Below are 17,509 nucleotides of genomic sequence, written 5' to 3'. Positions count from 1 at the left end.
CCGAACTATGCCGAGCGCCTCTTCCGATCATGGCGGTATGACGCGCTTTGCCTGCCATTTCGACCAAGAACCGGTCGTTCACACTCGGCATAGTTCTCATGCTCAAAGGGGGCGTTCAGGAACGCGAGAAGCCGGTCGTTTGGTCGAAATCGTTCGGCCTTTGCGCGTTCGTATGACTTCAGCTTGGCAAGTGCGGATTCTGTTGTTGCCCCCGAATGATCGGACACGATCAGGGTTGGGTTTGATCCGCGATGAACTCGCGGGGTGAACGATAGCCGAGTGCCTTGTGCGGGTGAAGGCTGTTATAGTGTTCGATCCACAAAGGCAGGCTTTCCATCACGGTTCTGGCGTCGGGCAGCGGTGATACGCGGATGTAGTCGCGCTTGATCGTCTTGACGAAGGCCTCGGCCATTCCGTTGGACTGAGGGCTCCGGACCGGCGTCGTTCTGGGCTCCAGGCCGATGTCACGCGCCATCGCCCTGGTCTCGTGGGCGATGTAGCCGGAGCCGTTGTCGCTCAGCCACTCGATCGTGTCGGGCAGCCGGTTGACATGGCCGAAGCGGCTTTCGACGGCGGTGATGATGAGGTCGCGCACATCCTCGCCCTTGATGCCCTCGGTGGTGGCGACATGGGCGATGGCCTCGCGATCACAACAGTCGAGCGCGAAAGCGACGCGCACCTTCTCACCATTGTCGCAGCCGATCTCGAAGCCGTCGCAACACCAGCGCAGGTTCGAGCGGTCGACGGCGACCCGCCCGTCATGGCGGCGTTCTTCAAACCCTCCGGCGTGCCGATTGAGAAGCAAGCAGTGCAACTTCATGATCCGGTAGACCCGCTTGTGGTTGGGCGCCGGCGTTCCCGCTGCGCGAGCCGTTCTGCGCAGCACGGCATGAACGCGGCGGTAGCCGTAGGTCGGCAAATCCTTGATGACTGTTTCGATCTCGGCGACCAGTTCGCCATCGGGCTCGGGAGGACGGCCAATTCTCGCCCGTTCGCTTCCCTTGGAACGCTCGGCGATGTTGGAGCGGGCAACACCAATCGTCTCGCACACCGCCTTCATCGGGAACCGTCCTTCGGCCACGACAGCGACCGCAACATCTGTTTTTTTGAGCCCGCCGCCACCTCAAGAGCGTCCTTGAGAATCTCAGCTTCCATGGTCTTCTTGCCAAGCAACCGCTGCAGTTCGCGCACCTGGTTCTGCAGAGCCCGATACTCCGAAGCCGCAACGACTTCGCCCTCGGCGCTCGTCGCCGTCAACGCACCTTGCGAAGCAAGCTTGCGCCAGTGGAAGAGCTGGTTGGGCTGAACCCCGTTGCGCCGGGCGACAAGGCTCACCGTCACGTCCGGCGCGTAGGTCTCCTCGACCATCGACAGCTTCTCCGCCGTCGTCCACCGCCGCCGTCGCTCACGGCCGTCCAGGATCTCTATCTTCGGAAGGCTACCAGTCATAGACACGACATTACTCCTATCCCTTATCAAGATGGAGATCGTGTCCGGGTCATTCGGGGGCTATTTCAGGCAAGTGCGGATTCCATCAGCTCAAGATGTGGGTGAAGATAGGTCAGCGTTGTTTCCATCGCCTCATGGCCCAGCCATAGGGCGATGACCGAACAATCGACGCCCGCCTGCAGCAGCTCCATTGCAGCGCTGTGCCTCAAAACATGGGGCGACACCCGCTTCGAGCGGAGGGGGACGCAGTGTTCGCGAGCCTTGGCGACATATTTGTTCAGCAGCGCCTGCACGCCGTCGGCGCTCAGCCTGCCGCCGTGCATGTTCGGAAGAGAGCCGTTGCACCCCGCTTCCTGGGCTCGTTGAGCCAGCCCCGAAGGGCTTGCTGTGCAACCTTGGTAGCGGCGTACTTCGCTCCTTGCGGCCCTTGCCAACGCATCGCACGTGGGCACCGTGTCCCAGCATCACCAAGTCCCGGTCGAGATCGATGATCTCCGAGACCCGCAACCCCGTTTGCGCGGCCAGCAACAGCAGAGTGTGATCACTGCGTCCCAGCCATGTGCTGCGATCCGGACAGGCCAGGATCGCCTCAATCTCGGGCCTAGCGAGAAACTGAAGCTGTCGCTTGTCGCATCGCTTGCTCGGGATCGCGAGCACGCGTTGAATCTGGGCGCTATGGGCCGGCTCCTCGAACGACGCATATCTGAAGAAAGACCGAAAGGGCGGTTGGTATAGCGCGACGATCAGGATGAGACGCGCGCGACAATCTGGATGAGATTCTTACGTCGCGGTCACGGGCAAATTATCATGCTGATTGTCGCTGGCAAGGCTTTCGTCGGTTTCTGATTGCCGCTCCGCGACAAGCTCGTGCGTGTTTTTGATTGTCGCGTAGGAGGCGGGCCTGCCGCGCTGGCGTTTGGCCTCTATGGCAGATCTGCGCCGGTAGCTTTCGACATTCATCTCGAAGATCGTTGCGTGATGAACAAGCCGATCGACCGCGGCGAGGGTCATGGCGGGATCCGGAAAGACCCTGTTCCATTCTCCAAAGGGCTGATTGGCGGTGATCATGATGGAACGCCGCTCATATCTTGCGCAGATGAGTTCGAAGAGCACGCTCGTTTCGGCCTGGTCCTTGGTGACGTAAGCCAGATCGTCGAGGATGAGCAGATCGAACTTGTCGAGCTTTGCGATGGCGGATTCGAGCTGGAGCTCCCGCCGCGCGACCTGAAGCTTCTGGACGAGATCGGTCGTGCGGGTGAACAGCACGCGCCAGCCGTTCTCGATCAGGGCGAGGCCGATGGCTGCGGCGAGATGGCTCTTTCCGCCGCCGGGCGGGCCGAACAACAGGATGTTGGCGCCCTTTGCGAGCCAGCTGTCGCCGGCGGCGATCGCCATGACCTGGGCCTTGGAGACCATCGGCACGGCGTCGAAGGCGAAGCTGTCTAGGGTCTTGCCGGGCGGCAGATGCGCCTCGGCGAGGTGGCGTTCGATCCGGCGATGCGCCCGCTCGGCCAATTCATGCTCGGCGATGGCGGAGAGGAACCGGGCGGCGGGCCATCCCTCTCTGTCGGCCTGTTCGGCGAACTGCGGCCAGAGCGTCTTGATTGTCGGCAGCCGGAGCTCGTTGAGCATGATGCCGAGGCGTGCTTCATCTATTGTGTGGATGCTCTTCATGCGACCTCTCCCGCATAGGCCGTGCCGATCAGGGCTTCATAGCCATTGAGCGATGCGAGTTGCACATGAACAGTCGGCAACCGGGCCGGATCCGGGCCGAAGAGCGCTCTCAGGGCGGCCAGATCAGGCAGTTCGCCGGCGTCGAGCGTTCTGGCAAGCTCTTCAGCCAGTTCACGCTCGCAGCCACGATCATGAGCCAGCGCCAACAGTTCGACGGCAATCTTGCAAGCCTGTTTGTCGGGCAGGTGCTCGATGAGAACGTCGAAGGCTCTACGATATTCCAGCCGGGGAAAGAGCTTGTCGCGATAGACGAGATCCCGAAGCGCCATCGGCTTTTTGCGCAGGGAATGAATGACGTGCCGGTAATTGACGACCTGGTCGTGCCGGCCGTCGGCATGGCCGCGTCCTCGGGGCAACGTCATCAGATGCGTCCCGCCGATGAAGACCTCGAGGCGATCGTCGAACAGCCGGACGCGAAGCCGATGTCCGATCAGGCGGGAAGGCACAGTGTAGAAGACTTTGCGCAAGGTGAAGCCGCCGGTGCGCGACACCGTGACGACCACCTCTTCGAAGTCGGTGGTGCGGCGGGCGGGAAGTTCCTGCAAATGCGGGCGCTCAGCGTCAATGCGCTTGCCATGTGCGGCATTACGGCGGCTGACGATCATCATCGATGAAGGCGCGGTAGGAGCCGAGATCGTCGAAGTCCCCGGTGCCGCGCATCAGTAGCGCATCGCGGACCGCGTTCTTGAGATGGCCGTGGGAACTTTCGATCGAGCCGTTCTCGTGCGCGACGCCCTTGTTGTTGCGCGTCGCCGTCATGCGATAATGGCCGCACAGTTCCTCGTAGCGATGCGTCAGATCGACCTTGGCGTCGGCATCGAGGTTACGGAAGGCCGCCGACAAGCTGTCGCTGCGATGATAGAGCGGCGAACCGCCGACCGACCACAGCGCGTTCTGCAGGCCCTCGGCCAGAGCAACGAAGCTTTCGCCGCCAAGGATGACATGGGCGTGCTCGAAGCCCGACCAGACCAGCCGGAAGTGATAGAGCAGATGGTCGAGCGCCTGGCCGGCGATCGTCACGCCGAGGCTGCCCATGTCGGTAAAATCCGACAGTCCCAACCGACCGGGTTCGTGCGTCTGACGGAAGATCACTTCCTGCTCCTGACCGTGAACAGCCCGCCATGATCGGATACGCCGCTCAAGCGTGCGGCGAATACCTTCGGACAGTTCCGGATGACGCCGCAGCATCTCATTGTAAACGGCGACCGCACGGATGCCGGGAGCGGCCTTGAGGAGCGGAACAACCTCAGCATCGAAGATATGCTCAAGAGGATCGGGGCGACGCCGGTCGCGCGGCGGCCTGCTCTGCGATGGAAGACGCGCCTCCTTCTCGATGCGGTAAGCTGTCGCCCGGCTGATCGACGCCTTGGCGGCGGAGACCTCGATGGAATTGTTTTGTCGGTACTTCATAAAAAGCCTCGTCTGATGATCGGTTACATGGCGACCCGGCACAAAGGTGATTCTCCAGTCTCAGAAAATCACCCACGCTACCGGGCCAACCGCGATCATGAGACGCCGAAAAATCGCGCCGCGGCGGGAGTGTAACTCCGGTCGGGCTACGCCCTCCCTTCGTCACACCCCCCGCCGCCGAGTCTCATCCTGATTGACGCTGAGTCTCACCTTGATTGTCGCCGCGCAGGTTGGTATCAAACCTTCTTGCCGTAACGCGGCAAGCAAGCGCCAAAGCGCGGATCGGTCGCCCGAATCAATGCTCCAGTGTTTGGAACGGTGCTCAAGAAACCGCTCAACATGAACTTCGCTTAAATCCTGGAGATCGTGCCCTTGCCGACATGCCAGTCTCTCAGCTCACGAAATAGGCTTAGCGATCGCCAGGTGCATTGCCGACCGAAGCCTTCGTCCGACAATCTGCCCGCATAAACGCGTGCAAACTCGCCGGACCGAAGCCTTCGTCCGACAATCTGCCCGCACAAACGCGTGCAAACTCGCCAAATGGCCCGTGGATCAGCTTCCGATACAGTGTGCTGCGTTGCAGATAGTCACTTGCGTTCATGTGTCCTCTCCTTCGCGTCTATTGCGACGGAGAGAGCCTAAGCTATGCCGATCCAGCTACCGCTACGTTGAGGAAAGTGTTGGTAAAAACTTGCTCACTCGGCATAGTTCGGCGGTCGGCATAAACCGCCATGCTGCGTTGGCGCATCGAGCGAGACTATCAGGAGCTTAAGCAGGAGCTGGGACTGGGCCACTACGAAGGCCGAGGGTGGCGGGGCTTCCACCACCACGCCAGTCTCTGCATCGCCGCCTATGGCTTCCTGATGATCGCTCTGAGGGAGACGATTCCCCCCTCGGCACCAGCTCTCGCCCAGGGCCGTCAAACACCTGGTCTTCCCGACCGTTGTCGACCCCGCGGATCCTCCGATCCGACCAGAGCGGCACGTCCCGACCTCAATCCCGACCATCAGGCGACGCCTGACTGTGGCCCTGGCCAACCGTCTGCAACGATGTCCGTGCTGCACAAGAGCCATGGACAGTCCGCGTCAGGTCAGCAATTTATGACGCAGTAAGACTAGACCCCTGAACGAGAGGGTTTATGGACTGTAGCGAAAGATCGCCCTCCGGCAGGGCCAGCGCAATGATGCTAGCCATCTTGATCCGAGATTGTCGCGATATGGATTCAATACTTAACAACTCTGAGATCCCCATACATTGTTAGTGCTTGCTTAGTGTGATGGCGGACGCTAAAGAAATGGCACCTTGGGACATTGAGAAGATAGATCAGCCGCTGATTGCCGTCTCGACGGACGTTCGCCAACTCTACAACTATCTCTGGCACGCGGCGCCCCAGCAGTATCTCGAGGCGGCGGTCGCCGCGGCCGGCGTATTCCCGGTGCTGGTCCCGTCCTTCGGCGATCGGCTTGACTTTGACCGACTCCTCGCCGCAGTCGACGGCGTGATGATCACGGGCTCCGGGTCGAACGTCCATCCTTCGCTCTATGGCGGTGACGCGAGTGAAGCCAACGGCCCTTATGACCCAGCGCGCGATTCAACCACGCTGCCTCTGATCCGCAAGGCAATCGATCATGGGGTTCCGCTGCTTGCCATCTGCCGTGGTATTCAGGAATTGAACGTCGCGCTCGGCGGCACGCTGGCGACCGAGATCCAGGATCGTCCCGGCTTGTTTGACCATCGGGCGCCGCAGAGCGATAGCCGGGACGAGCAGTTCGCCATCCGTCAGACTGTGACGATCAAGTCCGGTACCTGCCTCGCGGGCGTGGTCGGCGCAGGCGAATTCAAGGTGAATTCCCTTCACCGCCAGGCGGTCGATCGGTTGGGCACGCGGCTTCAGGTCGAAGTGGTGGCCGACGATGGAACGGTGGAAGCAGTGTCGGTAGAGAATGCTCGCGCCTTCGCGATCGGCGTCCAGTGGCATCCCGAGTATTGGGTGAACTCCGACGAAGCGTCCGAGCGCATCTTCCGCGCTTTCGGAGATGCGGTTCGGGCCCACGCCGCGGCGAGGACCGGCATTCAGCTACCCGCCGGATGATTTACCCGTGCTGTCACATTGATTTGCGGTAAGTAAATCCACATAGCTCGCAATCGTGACCAGACTCTCACCGAATTATAAAAACCACCTATATCCGCTCGAGGTGATCGCCTGGAGCGCACCGCGCTGTGGCGCTGCCCCTCGTGCCAGATCAAAGTCGCGGAGCCCATCTGCTCCGAGCCGACCTCCCGATGCATCCAATGCCGCCGCGCTGTCGCCGATCCCAACGACGGAGTCAAAAAAGCTCTCCTCCACGATCCGAAGCTTCGCTTCGTCCATCGGCGGCGACGGCTCGTGTCAACAACACCGAGAGTGACATGATGAGGTGTCGTCGCGGGAGTGGTTGGAATTGTGAGTTGGCGTAGTCTCCGGGTGTCAAACCGGAACATCCGGCGTTAGAGCGCCGGACAGGAGACTACCCCCATGACCAAAACTACCATGAATGCCAAAGCCGTTCATCCCCGGATGAGGCGAAGAGCTATCTTTTCGACAACTGCTTTGATCCGATCGAAGCTGGCCTGCGCGAGCGGGTGCGCGGTGACAGATCGTCGTTGGCGCACCTGCTCGCCCACGCTCCCGAACGCCTGCACGAGGAGACCCGGTTACACCGATATGATTTACGCGGCCAAGCGGGAGGAGATCGAGAGCCGCCGCAAGGCGTTCCTTTGCAAATGCCGGCTCAAGTGCCGAGCGCTGGCGGTGAACGCCTTCGCGTTCACCCAGTTGCCCCGCACGCTGTTCACGTTGTTGATAGAGCGATCTTTGCTCGGTACAGGACCGCAATTGAGTAACTGTTTCCATCGGAGGGAGCGCGAAAAGGTCGCCTGCCGCTGACTTAATTTCGGCAAGACCGTAGGCCAGCTTCATAATCGCCCCTGTAGGCACGGTCAATTATCGTTCAGCCACTGCTGCCAAAAGGAGAGTTGCGTTGTGTGCCGCGTCATAGACCGGCAATCCGGTGGCCCTTCTTATTCGAGGCGAGACACGCACAAAAATTGTGCACTCGCATAGAATAGCTGCAATATTTTCATGCTTCCGAACCCGGGCAATGATGTCATCGGTGTCGGCCAGCACGTCCTCGACGTTTATCTCACCTTTCTCGGCCCACATGTAGGCGTAGGTTGCTGTACCCTCCAGCCCTTCAATGACCAATCGCGATGGCTCTGTTATACCCAGCGTAGCCATTATGCCTGCGTCGAGGCATCGTGAGTCCGCAGTGAGTACGGCGACTTTCTTATTCGCAGGCACGCTGGCTAGCAGGTGTGGAAGTAAAAGCAGGCTTGAAGTTGACACCGGCACCGATACGGCTGCTGCAATCGCCTGCTGGTAGCGCACCGTAAAACCGCAGTCACACGTGATTGCGTCGGCTCCTTCCCGTACAAGCTCTTGGGCGGCCTTGACATACCCATTTTCACAAGCAGGATCACCCGAGACAACATTGTTGGCCCAAGCTCCTGGGATTTGTCTCCATATTGGAGGGCATCCATAACGGCTCGGACCGGCAATGCCTGGGCCAAAGTCTGGATTTTGGCCAGTATAGGTATTCCTGTTCGACAGACACAAAACTCCGAGGGTTGTCACGTTGCATCTCCTTCTAGTACGCTGTTTGATGTTGCATTCCATGGCATCCGTTCGGCGAGGCCGTTGTTCGATCTAATCATGGCTCGGCTGCGTACGGCCACGAATTGCTATTGGGTGAATGGACTTCAGTAGAAAAGCTTGCGCTCCATTTTGGTCAGGCGCTTCCCGCCTTCAGGTGTAACAACGACGGTTTCGCTAAACGGCAGGCCACGCGCGGAGGTATACATGTGGAAGACCTGGTTTTGCTCTAGCTGCCAATCGCTCTCGGGCAGGAAGACTCGGGTGAAGTCACTGGTGCGAGGAGCGCACTTGAGGCCGAGCGTATAGCCGGTGATATTCGTGTAGCGGTCGCGCAATCCAGCCGCCAATATCCCCTCGCGCACAACGCGGTCCACATCCTTTGCATTTGCGCCGGGCTTCATGATGCGTAACTGCTCGTCTTGAATTCGGATGATCGTTTCCGCAGTCCTGACTTGTTCATCGGATGGCACACCGATCGATTTCGACCGCATGATCCGCGAGGTGTAGCCGCGAAAGTGCAGAGCCGGTTCCACAAATACGATGTCCCCCTCCTCCAACACACGGCTGCCGAGTGATGCGTGAAAGGAGGTCGAAGGTCCGGATGAGATGACGCCGATCTGCGCATTGTCCGCACCGCTGCGCAACGCTTCGCTGGTCATGGCTATGAAGACTTCACGCTCGTTGATACCTGCCCGAGCCGCGTCGAAGGCTGCCGCAGCCGCGTGATCGCAGATCTCGGCGGCTACCTTGAGGCAAGCAAGTTCGAGCGGGGACTTGACCAGCCGCATTTCCCACATGATACGGGAGAAATCAACTAACCTGGCACTCGGCAGCAGGCTTTCGAGCTCCGATGCCCGGTTTAAAGTGAGAAAATGGCTGTCGCGCTCAACGCCTACGACCGAGGCTCCAAAACCGCGGGCTTTGACCGTCTCGGCCACGACCTTGATCGGATTTTCGCTATCGGCAAATGCCACGTGATCGGTGAGCCAGCTGTTTTCGCTGAAAATCGGACCGTCGAGAGCGCGGATCACTGGGACCGGCTCTCCATTAAGAGGGATGAGTACCGCTTGGTACATGGCCGCTGTGGACGCGTAACCGCTGAAATAAATCATGTGCTCGCGCTGGTCCACGATAAGTAGGTCAACGCGCCGCTCGGCCATGACTGTGCGCAATGCCGCGAGGCGCGAGCGGAATTCGTCGATGGGAAACGGTGGCGGGAAGAGCTGAGCCTGTGTCATCAGTCAATCCTGTGTGATCATAGTAAGGGCCGTCCCATAGAGCCTGAGCATCCCGGAGCCCGAACGTATGTCTTCTTGTCGGGTCCGACTTTCCCGGGCTCGCACGACGACAACCCCGTCACTGCGGCGGGCTATGTTGCTTTGATTCGATGCCATGCCAGGCCGTTTCGTTCTGCAGATCCTGAAGGCTTCACCGCCGAGCACCAGTGGCTCCCAAATCTAAACATCTATGACCACTGAGCACCATCGTTTAGCCGAATGTCGATCGCGGGGCAGTTTGCGTCAAATTCAGTTTGTGTATTGTCGCCATCTAGCTCCGAGATCGAGGCGGCGGTGCCTATGTTCGCGCATAAAACGCATCCTAAAGCTCGATCGACTCGACTACGAGGACGGAACGGCGCTCGCGACGAGTTCCACCTCGCAGCCACCGCCCAGAACCGCAGGAACTCGCAAGCGCGCATCCGAATGCCCACCCCCGGCCGGGATGAGAAGCGCATGCCTGCGAAATCCGTTGCAATTGCCGACCCAGCGCCACCTCGACGCTGACTTCTTCAACAAAATTCCGCACCTGTGCTCTTGCATGGCTCTGCGCAGCTACGCTGAGCGGCGGGATGCGCACTTTAATCGCGCTGCACAGCATTCGATATCTCGCTGCTTGATCGCGGCGTACCGATCCTGCCACGCGCCCCAATTCAGCTCTTTGCAACAACCCACATCCCCGAAGTAGCCATTGACAATCATTCCGCGAAGGCGGAGCGGATCCGGCGACGCAGGATCGACAGCAGGCTTATCCCACGTACGAGCATAAAAATGTGCAGCGCCGCCCAGAGCCCGTGGTTGCCGAACATCTGCCCGAACGCGAACAACGCAGCGATTAAGGCCGCGAAGGACAAGAGCATCATATTGCGCAAGTCGCGCGACCAAGTGGCGCCGAGGAAGACGCCGTTCATCTGGATGGCGAGCACGCCGCTCAAAGCCGCAGACGTCACCCAAGGAAAATAGACAAGCGCCTCTGCACGCACGTCCGCTGTCTGTGTTATGGCGTCGACCAGCTGATCGCCAAACGCGAAGACTAACACGCTCGCAAAGCCCGCAAGCACGAATCCCCAGCCCGTGGTCAGCTTGACGGCGCGCAAGAAAGCCGGCTGATCATGGGCGCCAAGGGCTTGGCCAGCAAGCTGCTGGGCCGCCGCCCCAAATCCGTCGAGGAAATAGTTTGCGACCAGGAACAAATGCATCAGCACCGCGTTGGCGGCGAGCGTCAACGTGCCAAGCTGGGCGCCCTGCCTAATGAACAGGATGTATGCTCCCATCAGCACAAAGGAACGGATCATGATGTCGCCGTTGAGGTGAAGTATCCGTCTCATTGCCACCATGTTGAACGAATGCTGGCGCGACATATACGGCATCGCGCGGAAGCGTCCGGCGAGGACCATCATGCCGGCGATCGTGGTGGCGGCCTCGCCGCACACAGTTCCCCACGCGACGCCTGCAATGCCCCAGTTGAGATAAAGACCTAGAAATATCGAGAAAGCGAAATTCGTCCCGTTGAGGAGAAGTTGCAGGAAAAGTCCATAGGCTGCATTGCCGCGACCCAGAAAGTAGCCGAGAATCGTATAGTTGATAAGAGTGGCAGGCGCCGAGATGAGGCGGATGCGGATGTAGAGATCCATCGCGGTGGTCACGGGCTGTTCCGCGTTCATGAACCATTCGCCGATCGCGGCAATCAGCGGCGCAGTCAGGATCAGGGCCAGGCCTGAAATCGCGGCGATAATAAATGCCCGCCAGAAGACGGCCTTCTCTTCCAGAGCATCGCCCCTCCCGTAAGCCTGGGCGACGAGTCCGATGGTACCGGAGCGCAGGAAATTGAAGGTCGCGAAGACGACGTCGAAGACAACCGCCCCGGCCGCAAGACCTCCAAGCAACGCGGCATCCCCGATACGGCCGACCACGGCCGTATCGACCAGACCGAGCAACGGCGTCGTGAGGTGTGCGAGCGTCATCGGAATGGCGATCGCTAGGACCTGTCGATTGGTGACCCGGAACGGCTTTGAGCCAAGGATCGGTGCTTTCTGTGCCACGTCGGCTCCTACTGACTGTGTTGCGACGTTTTGGTTGCCGGCGGATTATATTGACGGCCGAGCGCGGGTTAATCAGAACACCGTCTAGCGACGGAGAGGCGATTATCTCCTTCTACACCATGAATCGGTGGCCGGATCGTTCAGGGCAGCGGCTCAAGACGATCCGGATTCGCGGGAGCCAGTACTTGAAAACTCGCCTCCAGCAGGAACAACGGGATACCAAGCGCCGACTGCGACCGATGCTCGGCATTAAGTCCTTCGCCAGCGACGGCTAGTCTCAAACGGATCGAGATAGTGATCCATATGATGTACAAGGGACAGGTAAGGTATGCCTTCGATCCGAATCCGTCCCTTGCTGAGCAATTCCTAATTCCCGCCGCCTGATCCGCAGGGTGCCGATCGTCCCATGCACGCCAATTCAGTTTCTTGCACAAAAGCTCAGTTCCCTCTCATGCTAGTTGCACCAACGTTCGGCGACCATCAACTCTTACTGGCGCCACCTGCGCCTGTGCAGGAGGTGAGGGGTTGCAGATGTTGTTCATGCTCATCAAGGATCGGAAATGGTGTTATCGGCCACTCGACTAAGTCGACGGCACGCTGAAGTATCCCCTTAGTCTTAGCACGGCTGGGCGAAGCGGCGATGACATGTCCGATCTTGTCTCGCCAATCGCCTTTCCTCACGATCGGGGTCTTGGGTTCAACATAGAATTTGACCTCGGCGACACCTGGTACAGCAGCCGCCCGACTGTCTCCACCTAGGGCACCTAGCACGCCGTCACGATCAGGAATTAGAACCCGGGCGGCTGCAGTATGCGAATGCCTTCTACGCAAGTCGCATTGCTCTCCGATGACAAGCTTAATGTGCGCGGTGACGAGATCGACACCGTGCGCCAGCTGCACCAGTTGAGAGTTGGGCATGCCGGCAAGACGCGGATTGACTTCAATCACGACTGGGCCAAGCTTCGTCCACCGTAGATCAATGTTCGTTGGCCCCCAGCCAAGGTCGAGGGCTGGCAAACAGCTCAGCGAAACAGCGGCGATGCGCCTATGTTCGTCATCAGTCAGCAGGGCCGGGTAGATGTATTCACGACAGACGAAATGCGGTGGGCGACCGAAATCAGCGGCGCCAATCCCAATGACCTCATTTCCCATCAATTCAACGCTATAATGGGGACCTTGCGCGAATTCTTCGACCAGTATCCTCGCCGAGGACCGCCATTTGTAGTTCTCACCCAACAGATAGGTCGTATGTTCGGCCAACTCTTCGGCGTTGCGGCACAATCGGACGCCGATGCTGGCGATGCCTACGGCTGGCTTGACAATCACGGGCAGGCCAATCTCCGCAGCAGAGGCTTCTACGTCCGTCGCATTCGCTGCCACGCGATATGCCGGTACTGGGACGCCGGCCTCGGCGAGAATCTGACGTTGAGCGAATTTGTCGCAGCACCGTTCAATCGCTGCAGGGTTCGGTCCAGGCAGACGGAACGCCCGGCAGAGCTTGCCAGCCGCCGCATAGAATGACTCCTGGGCGCTGGTAATGCCAGCAATGTCATAGGTTGCACGCAGCCGGGAACATTCGCGGGTCAGCGCATCGAGATTGTCTGTATCCACCCGGATTGCCTCAACGGTTCCCACCGCAAGATAATCGAACTGATCTGGATCAGCCGATAGGGTAATTGGATGAAGGCCAAGACGCTGAGCGGCTTGGATGTACAGCCGGCTATTACTCGCGCCCTCCAGCATAATGAGGGCTCTTCTTGCAATCGTCATTGATTTTACTTTCTAAAGTTTGTGTTGATATCTTAGATTATACATTCATTCGCTTCACTGGCACCGCATGGAAGCATACTTACAATTGAACTTATCACGGTAAACGGACTGCGACCGCAAAGATTTCGTAACGTTATTTGAACGTTTTGTTGCAATGGCTGGCCTACTCGGGACGCCGTGGGTGAAGCGGCATTGTAAGCCATTCCGGTTTAGGCTGATCTCGGCCGCGTCGGCGCCCGACCCGCTGCCGGCGCCTTCGCGACGGTCGGTTCATCGGCTATGTTTTCGGTTAAACAAACAATAAGGAGCCCTCGACGATGGAAATCTCTCGACAATAAGATACGCCAGTCTCGCTTCGTTTCGGCTCGAACGCCCTGTTCAGCTGGTCTCCGCATAGAGTGTGAGGGCGACGGCAGTTTCCTTGGGCAGGTACCCGCCATCTCAAAACACGATGGCACCGTCCGGGACATTATATTGGCGAAGCCAGCCCCAGTGGCACATAATTGGCGGTAACGGATCGAACCGCATCCGCCCGTCAACGCCGTCCGAAAAATCGAGCGAAGTGAAGTGCAGATCAAAGACGTTCTCCTCGTGCCTGGTAGTGGCGCATTTTTCTATGACGACCAAGCCGCTATCAGGAATGGCGCAGTGCAGGACGGCTTCATCTATGCTGGCGAGCCGATAACGCCTGGGTTCACGTCCATTCGCGTTCCGGCATCTTCGCTTTGTGTTGGGCTGGTCCTCACCGACGACACCGTTGTTTGGGGCGACATGATGGGCGTTCAGTACTCTGGTGCTGGCGGGCGCGATCCATTGTTTGAAACTGCTCACATCTCGGATTTGACATCGCGGATCGTGGTGCCACGGCTTCTCGATGTTGATGCGTCACGTTACCTTGATGCCTGTGCGAACATTTTCGAGCCCTTCGAACACGAGCGGCTACCACTCGCGATTGAGTATGGCGTCAGCCAAGCGCTCCTAGGCGCAGCGGCCTACCTCCACCGCAGGACGATGACGGAGATCGTATGCAGTGAATTTGACCTGCCGCTACCAACGTGCAGGGTCCCGATTTACTGCCAGAGCGGCGATGTTCGCGAAATGAACGTGGACAAGATGATTCTGAAGGCCGTGGATGTGCTTCCCCACGGCCTGATCAACTCACGGCAGAAATTCGGCGTCGATGGCCAGACTTTCATGGAGTTCGTGAAGTGGGTTGCCACGCGGACACGTGAAATCGGCCGCCCCGGCTACAATCCAGTGCTGCATTTCGATGTGTACGGCTGGATCGGCCAGGAAATTGGCTTGGAATCGCAAAGGATTGCCGACTTCATCTGCAGGGTTGCCGACAGGGTTCCGAGTTTCACGCTCAACGTCGAATGCCCCGCTGACTTTGGTTCCACAGAAGCTCAAATTGAGAACTATGCCAAGATCGTATCGATTTTGGACAACCGGGGTTCCAGCGCGCGCATTGTCGTGGATGAGAGATGCAATACGCTTGAGGATATTAGGCTTTTTGCCGAAGCGAAGGCCGCGCATCTGGTACAAATCAAGACGCCCGATGTCGGCTCGCTTGCCGACACGGCGCGCGCAGTTCTCATCTGCAAAGAACACAAGGTAGGGGCTTATGTCGGAGGCAGCTGTACCGAGACAGATCTCTCGGCCCAGGCTTCTGTCCACGTCTCGGTGGCAACCCAGGCCGACATGATGCTTGCGAAGCCCGGAATGGGTGTCGACGAGGCATTCTCAATCGTTGGGAACGAACAAAACCGGGTGCTGGCGATGCTGAACCATCGTCGGTTTCAAAACGAAAAATTGGATGAAAAAGCGGTGTGGCATGCAGAACGCTCTTGAGGGGATCACCGTCGTAGCAGTCGAACAAGCCGTGGCTGCGCCCTACGCATCGTCGCGCCTTGCAGACGCCGGCGCACGGGTGATCAAGATTGAGAGGCCCGAAGGCGATTTTGCCCGAAACTACGACAAACTGGTCCGGGGGCAGAGCGCTTACTTCGTCTGGCTCAACCGTGGTAAGGAATCGGTATGTCTGGACCTCAGATTGAAGGCAGACCGCGAGATCCTCGACACGCTCATTGCCGCTGCTGACATTTTTATCCAGAATCTGAAGCCGGGCAGCATCGAAAAACTGGGTTTCGGGAGTGCTGATCTGCGTCGCCGATTTCCGCGGCTGATCACCTGCGAAATTTCGGGGTTCGGGGGGGGGGCCTTATTCCCACTTGAAGGCTTACGATCTCATTGTCCAGGCCGAAACGGGTTTATGCGCAATCACCGGCAACCAACAGGGGCCAGCGCGTGTAGGAGTCTCGGTTTGCGACATCTCGGCGGGCATGGCCGCGCATAGCGCCATTCTTCAGGCGCTCTACCACCGCGAGGTTACCGGCGAAGGGGCAAGCATCCAAGTGTCACTGTTCGATGCCGTCGCCGACTGGATGAACGTGCCGGTTTTGCAACACGACTACAGCGGCTATCACACGGTACGCGCCGGCGTGAAGCACCCGTCGCTGGCTCCTTATGGCGCCTATAGGTGTGCCGATGGCAAGGAAGTCATCTTTTCGGTTCAAAATGACCGCGAATGGGTGAATTTCTGCGAGAAATTTCTGAAGCAGCAGAGGCTTACACGCGCACCTGGTTTCGCAGACAACATGGAGCGTCTCGGTCACCGTGCCCAACTTGACGAGATCATTGAACGGCGTTTTTCCGAATTGTCCTGCCAGGAAGCAATGCAGGAGCTTGAAGCGGCCGGGTTGGCATATGGGCGACTGAATGAAGTCGCCGATATTTCAAAGCATCCCCATGTTCGCAGGGTTGGGGTTGGCACACCTAAAGGAACTGTAGAGACGATAGCTCCGGCGGCGATCTTCAACTCTGAGCACCCCTCGCTGCGTCCAGTTCCGGCTCTTGGCGCCCACACGGAAAGTGTCCGCCAGGAAGTTTCGGCGCGTTTGCACGAAAGAGCTGCGTCAGCATGAGTGCGCCGCTTGTCGGGAGGGACGCACTCGAGAGTGCGTGCTTGCTCCGCCCTCCCAGAGCATCGGCAGCCGCCCGGCAACCTCACTGCAGCCGCCGTCGCTGATATCGACCGAGGCGTTTCATGATCAAGGACACCTTTCCAGCCGCCGAAAGCGCGCTTCCTGTACCGCGCTGGAGGTCACTACTCTTCGTTCCAGCTCACGTTCCGCGTTTTGTGGAGACGGCCCGTCAGAGGGGTGCGGATGGCCTCATTCTCGATCTCGAAGATTCCGTTCCCCACGATGAAAAGGACGAGGCCCGGCGACAGCTTCCTCAATCCGTGGCAAAGGTGACGCGCACGGGCGCATTCGTTTTAGTTCGCGTGAATCGCGGTTTGCGTGCCTTGGCGGCCGACCTCAATGCAGCCGTGATGGCGGGTGTTGATGCACTTGTTCTTCCAAAGACGGATTCGGCAGAGTGGGTAGCAGAGATCGCGAGTGCGGTGTCGGAACTTGAACGGGAAAGAAATCTTCCGGTCGGACGCATACGGTTCCTCGCCCAGATCGAGACGCCTGGCGCCTTGCCAAGGCTCGCGACCATTGCGTCGGCGCATCCCAGGATGGCCGCATTGGCGCTCGGTCCTGAAGACTTCAGTGCAGCTGTTGGCGGCTCACCGGAATTTGATCTGCTCCTGGCCCCGAACCTTGCCGTGTTGTTCGCTGCCCGCGCGGCCGGATTGCTCCCTTTGGGCTTTATTGGAAGCATTGCCGAGTTCTCGGACACCCATAAACTTCGTGAAGCCGCGGCGCATGCGCGGCGACTTGGCTTTGCCGGAGCTTTGGCGATCCATCCAGCCCAGGTGGCCATATTCAATGAGGCTTTCTCACCAAGCCCACAGGAACTCGAGTGGGCCCGTCGTGTTCTCGCGGCGGAAAAAGATGCGACGGCGCAGGGCAGAGGCGCGTTCGCTATGGATGGAAAGATGGTCGACCCACCGGTTCTCCGAAGGGCCCGAGAAATCATCGCCGCGGATCCGGGCGCCGAGTTAGCCGTTTGAGGGCTCACCAGACTGGAACGACACGACAATAGGGCGTCATGCAACTCGGCACAATTATTGCTATCGCGCCATCACATTTCGAGATAGATTACGTCAATTGCAGTCCGCCCTC

General features: G+C 59.0%; 10 protein-coding genes and 6 pseudogenes. 7 read left to right on the top strand and 9 right to left on the bottom strand.

Translation table 11 applies throughout. The features are described from left to right. Positions 1-229 precede the first annotated feature (229 nt). The 5 genes and pseudogenes from AC56QQ_RS30815 to AC56QQ_RS30795 form a co-directional block, all read right to left on the bottom strand. Positions 230-1,449 (bottom strand): IS3 family transposase gene (locus AC56QQ_RS30815; protein WP_497124523.1). Its coding sequence is split into 2 segments (ribosomal slippage): positions 230-1,108 and positions 1,111-1,449, totalling 1,218 coding nucleotides; the frame shifts between segments, so codons are not numbered across the junction. Positions 1,450-1,517: 68 nt separating this feature from the next. Further along, a pseudogene (locus tag AC56QQ_RS30810) lies at positions 1,518-2,166 on the bottom strand (tyrosine-type recombinase/integrase); the annotation flags it as partial. Between the two features lie 63 nt (positions 2,167-2,229). Beyond that, complete coding sequence (gene istB, locus AC56QQ_RS30805) at positions 2,230-3,123, bottom strand: IS21-like element helper ATPase IstB (protein WP_497124522.1); 894 nt, start codon at positions 3,121-3,123, stop codon at positions 2,230-2,232. Next, a pseudogene (gene istA, locus AC56QQ_RS30800) lies at positions 3,120-4,635 on the bottom strand (IS21 family transposase). Before istA ends, istB begins: the two are co-directional and overlap by 4 nt. Before the next feature lie 367 nt (positions 4,636-5,002). After that, positions 5,003-5,194: a hypothetical protein gene (locus AC56QQ_RS30795; protein WP_497124521.1), complete on the bottom strand. Its 192-nt coding sequence runs from the start codon at positions 5,192-5,194 to the stop codon at positions 5,003-5,005. Positions 5,195-5,321: 127 nt separating this feature from the next. Here AC56QQ_RS30795 and AC56QQ_RS30790 point away from each other — a divergent pair. The 3 genes and pseudogenes from AC56QQ_RS30790 to AC56QQ_RS30780 all read left to right on the top strand — a co-directional run. Then, positions 5,322-5,558: pseudogene (locus tag AC56QQ_RS30790) on the top strand (IS701 family transposase); the annotation flags it as partial. Between the two features lie 311 nt (positions 5,559-5,869). Then, positions 5,870-6,685, top strand: a complete 816-nt coding sequence (locus AC56QQ_RS30785) for a gamma-glutamyl-gamma-aminobutyrate hydrolase family protein (RefSeq protein ID WP_497124520.1) — start codon at positions 5,870-5,872, stop codon at positions 6,683-6,685. Positions 6,686-7,242: 557 nt separating this feature from the next. Beyond that, positions 7,243-7,411: pseudogene (locus tag AC56QQ_RS30780) on the top strand (IS256 family transposase); the annotation flags it as partial. A gap of 165 nt (positions 7,412-7,576) precedes the next feature. On the opposite strand, the gene AC56QQ_RS30775 reads toward AC56QQ_RS30780, so the two are convergent. Both AC56QQ_RS30775 and AC56QQ_RS30770 read right to left on the bottom strand, forming a co-directional pair. After that, a complete protein-coding gene (locus tag AC56QQ_RS30775) occupies positions 7,577-8,266 on the bottom strand; it encodes an aspartate/glutamate racemase family protein (RefSeq protein ID WP_497124519.1) in 690 nt (229 codons plus the stop codon). Positions 8,267-8,391: 125 nt separating this feature from the next. Continuing rightward, a complete protein-coding gene (locus AC56QQ_RS30770) occupies positions 8,392-9,525 on the bottom strand; it encodes a M24 family metallopeptidase (protein WP_497124518.1) in 1,134 nt (377 codons plus the stop codon). 346 nt (positions 9,526-9,871) lie between these two features. On the opposite strand from AC56QQ_RS30770, the pseudogene AC56QQ_RS30765 reads away from it, so the two are divergent. Next, a pseudogene (locus AC56QQ_RS30765) lies at positions 9,872-10,071 on the top strand (hypothetical protein); the annotation flags it as partial. Between the two features lie 191 nt (positions 10,072-10,262). Here AC56QQ_RS30765 and AC56QQ_RS30760 read toward each other — a convergent pair. Both AC56QQ_RS30760 and AC56QQ_RS30755 read right to left on the bottom strand, forming a co-directional pair. Further along, entirely contained in the window at positions 10,263-11,606 is a 1,344-nt protein-coding gene (locus AC56QQ_RS30760) for an MATE family efflux transporter (RefSeq protein WP_497124516.1), read from the bottom strand. Positions 11,607-12,086: 480 nt separating this feature from the next. Next, positions 12,087-13,370 carry an ATP-grasp domain-containing protein gene (locus tag AC56QQ_RS30755; RefSeq protein ID WP_497129189.1) on the bottom strand — a complete coding sequence of 428 codons (1,284 nt, stop codon included), beginning with the start codon at positions 13,368-13,370 and terminating at the stop codon, positions 12,087-12,089. A gap of 573 nt (positions 13,371-13,943) precedes the next feature. On the opposite strand from AC56QQ_RS30755, the gene AC56QQ_RS30750 reads away from it, so the two are divergent. From AC56QQ_RS30750 to AC56QQ_RS30740, 3 genes and pseudogenes are all read left to right on the top strand, one after another. After that, positions 13,944-15,227 (top strand): methylaspartate ammonia-lyase, encoded by a 1,284-nt coding sequence (locus AC56QQ_RS30750; protein WP_497124515.1) that lies wholly within the window; start codon positions 13,944-13,946, stop codon positions 15,225-15,227. After that, a pseudogene (locus AC56QQ_RS30745) lies at positions 15,211-16,360 on the top strand (CaiB/BaiF CoA transferase family protein). The gene AC56QQ_RS30750 and the pseudogene AC56QQ_RS30745 overlap by 17 nt, the downstream one beginning before the upstream one ends. Positions 16,361-16,482: 122 nt before the next feature. After that, positions 16,483-17,397: an HpcH/HpaI aldolase/citrate lyase family protein gene (locus tag AC56QQ_RS30740; protein WP_497124513.1), complete on the top strand. Its 915-nt coding sequence runs from the start codon at positions 16,483-16,485 to the stop codon at positions 17,395-17,397. The last annotated feature ends 112 nt before the right edge of the window (positions 17,398-17,509 follow it).

The sequence above is a fragment of the Mesorhizobium sp. RCAM 05099 genome (assembly GCF_059683685.1).
The sequence above is the reverse complement of the archived record's forward strand: the minus strand, read 5'-3'. Positions and strand labels throughout refer to the sequence as shown.

Bases quoted from the DNA above. Each gene is read 5' to 3' on its own strand.
- istB (WP_497124522.1), bottom strand. From the start codon at position 3,123: ATGAAGAGCATCCACACAATAGATGAAGCACGCCTCGGCATCATGCTC.
- AC56QQ_RS30795 (WP_497124521.1), bottom strand. From the start codon at position 5,194: ATGAACGCAAGTGACTATCTGCAACGCAGCACACTGTATCGGAAGCTG.
- AC56QQ_RS30785 (WP_497124520.1), top strand. From the start codon at position 5,870: ATGGCGGACGCTAAAGAAATGGCACCTTGGGACATTGAGAAGATAGAT.
- AC56QQ_RS30770 (WP_497124518.1), bottom strand. From the start codon at position 9,525: ATGACACAGGCTCAGCTCTTCCCGCCACCGTTTCCCATCGACGAATTC.
- AC56QQ_RS30740 (WP_497124513.1), top strand. From the start codon at position 16,483: ATGATCAAGGACACCTTTCCAGCCGCCGAAAGCGCGCTTCCTGTACCG.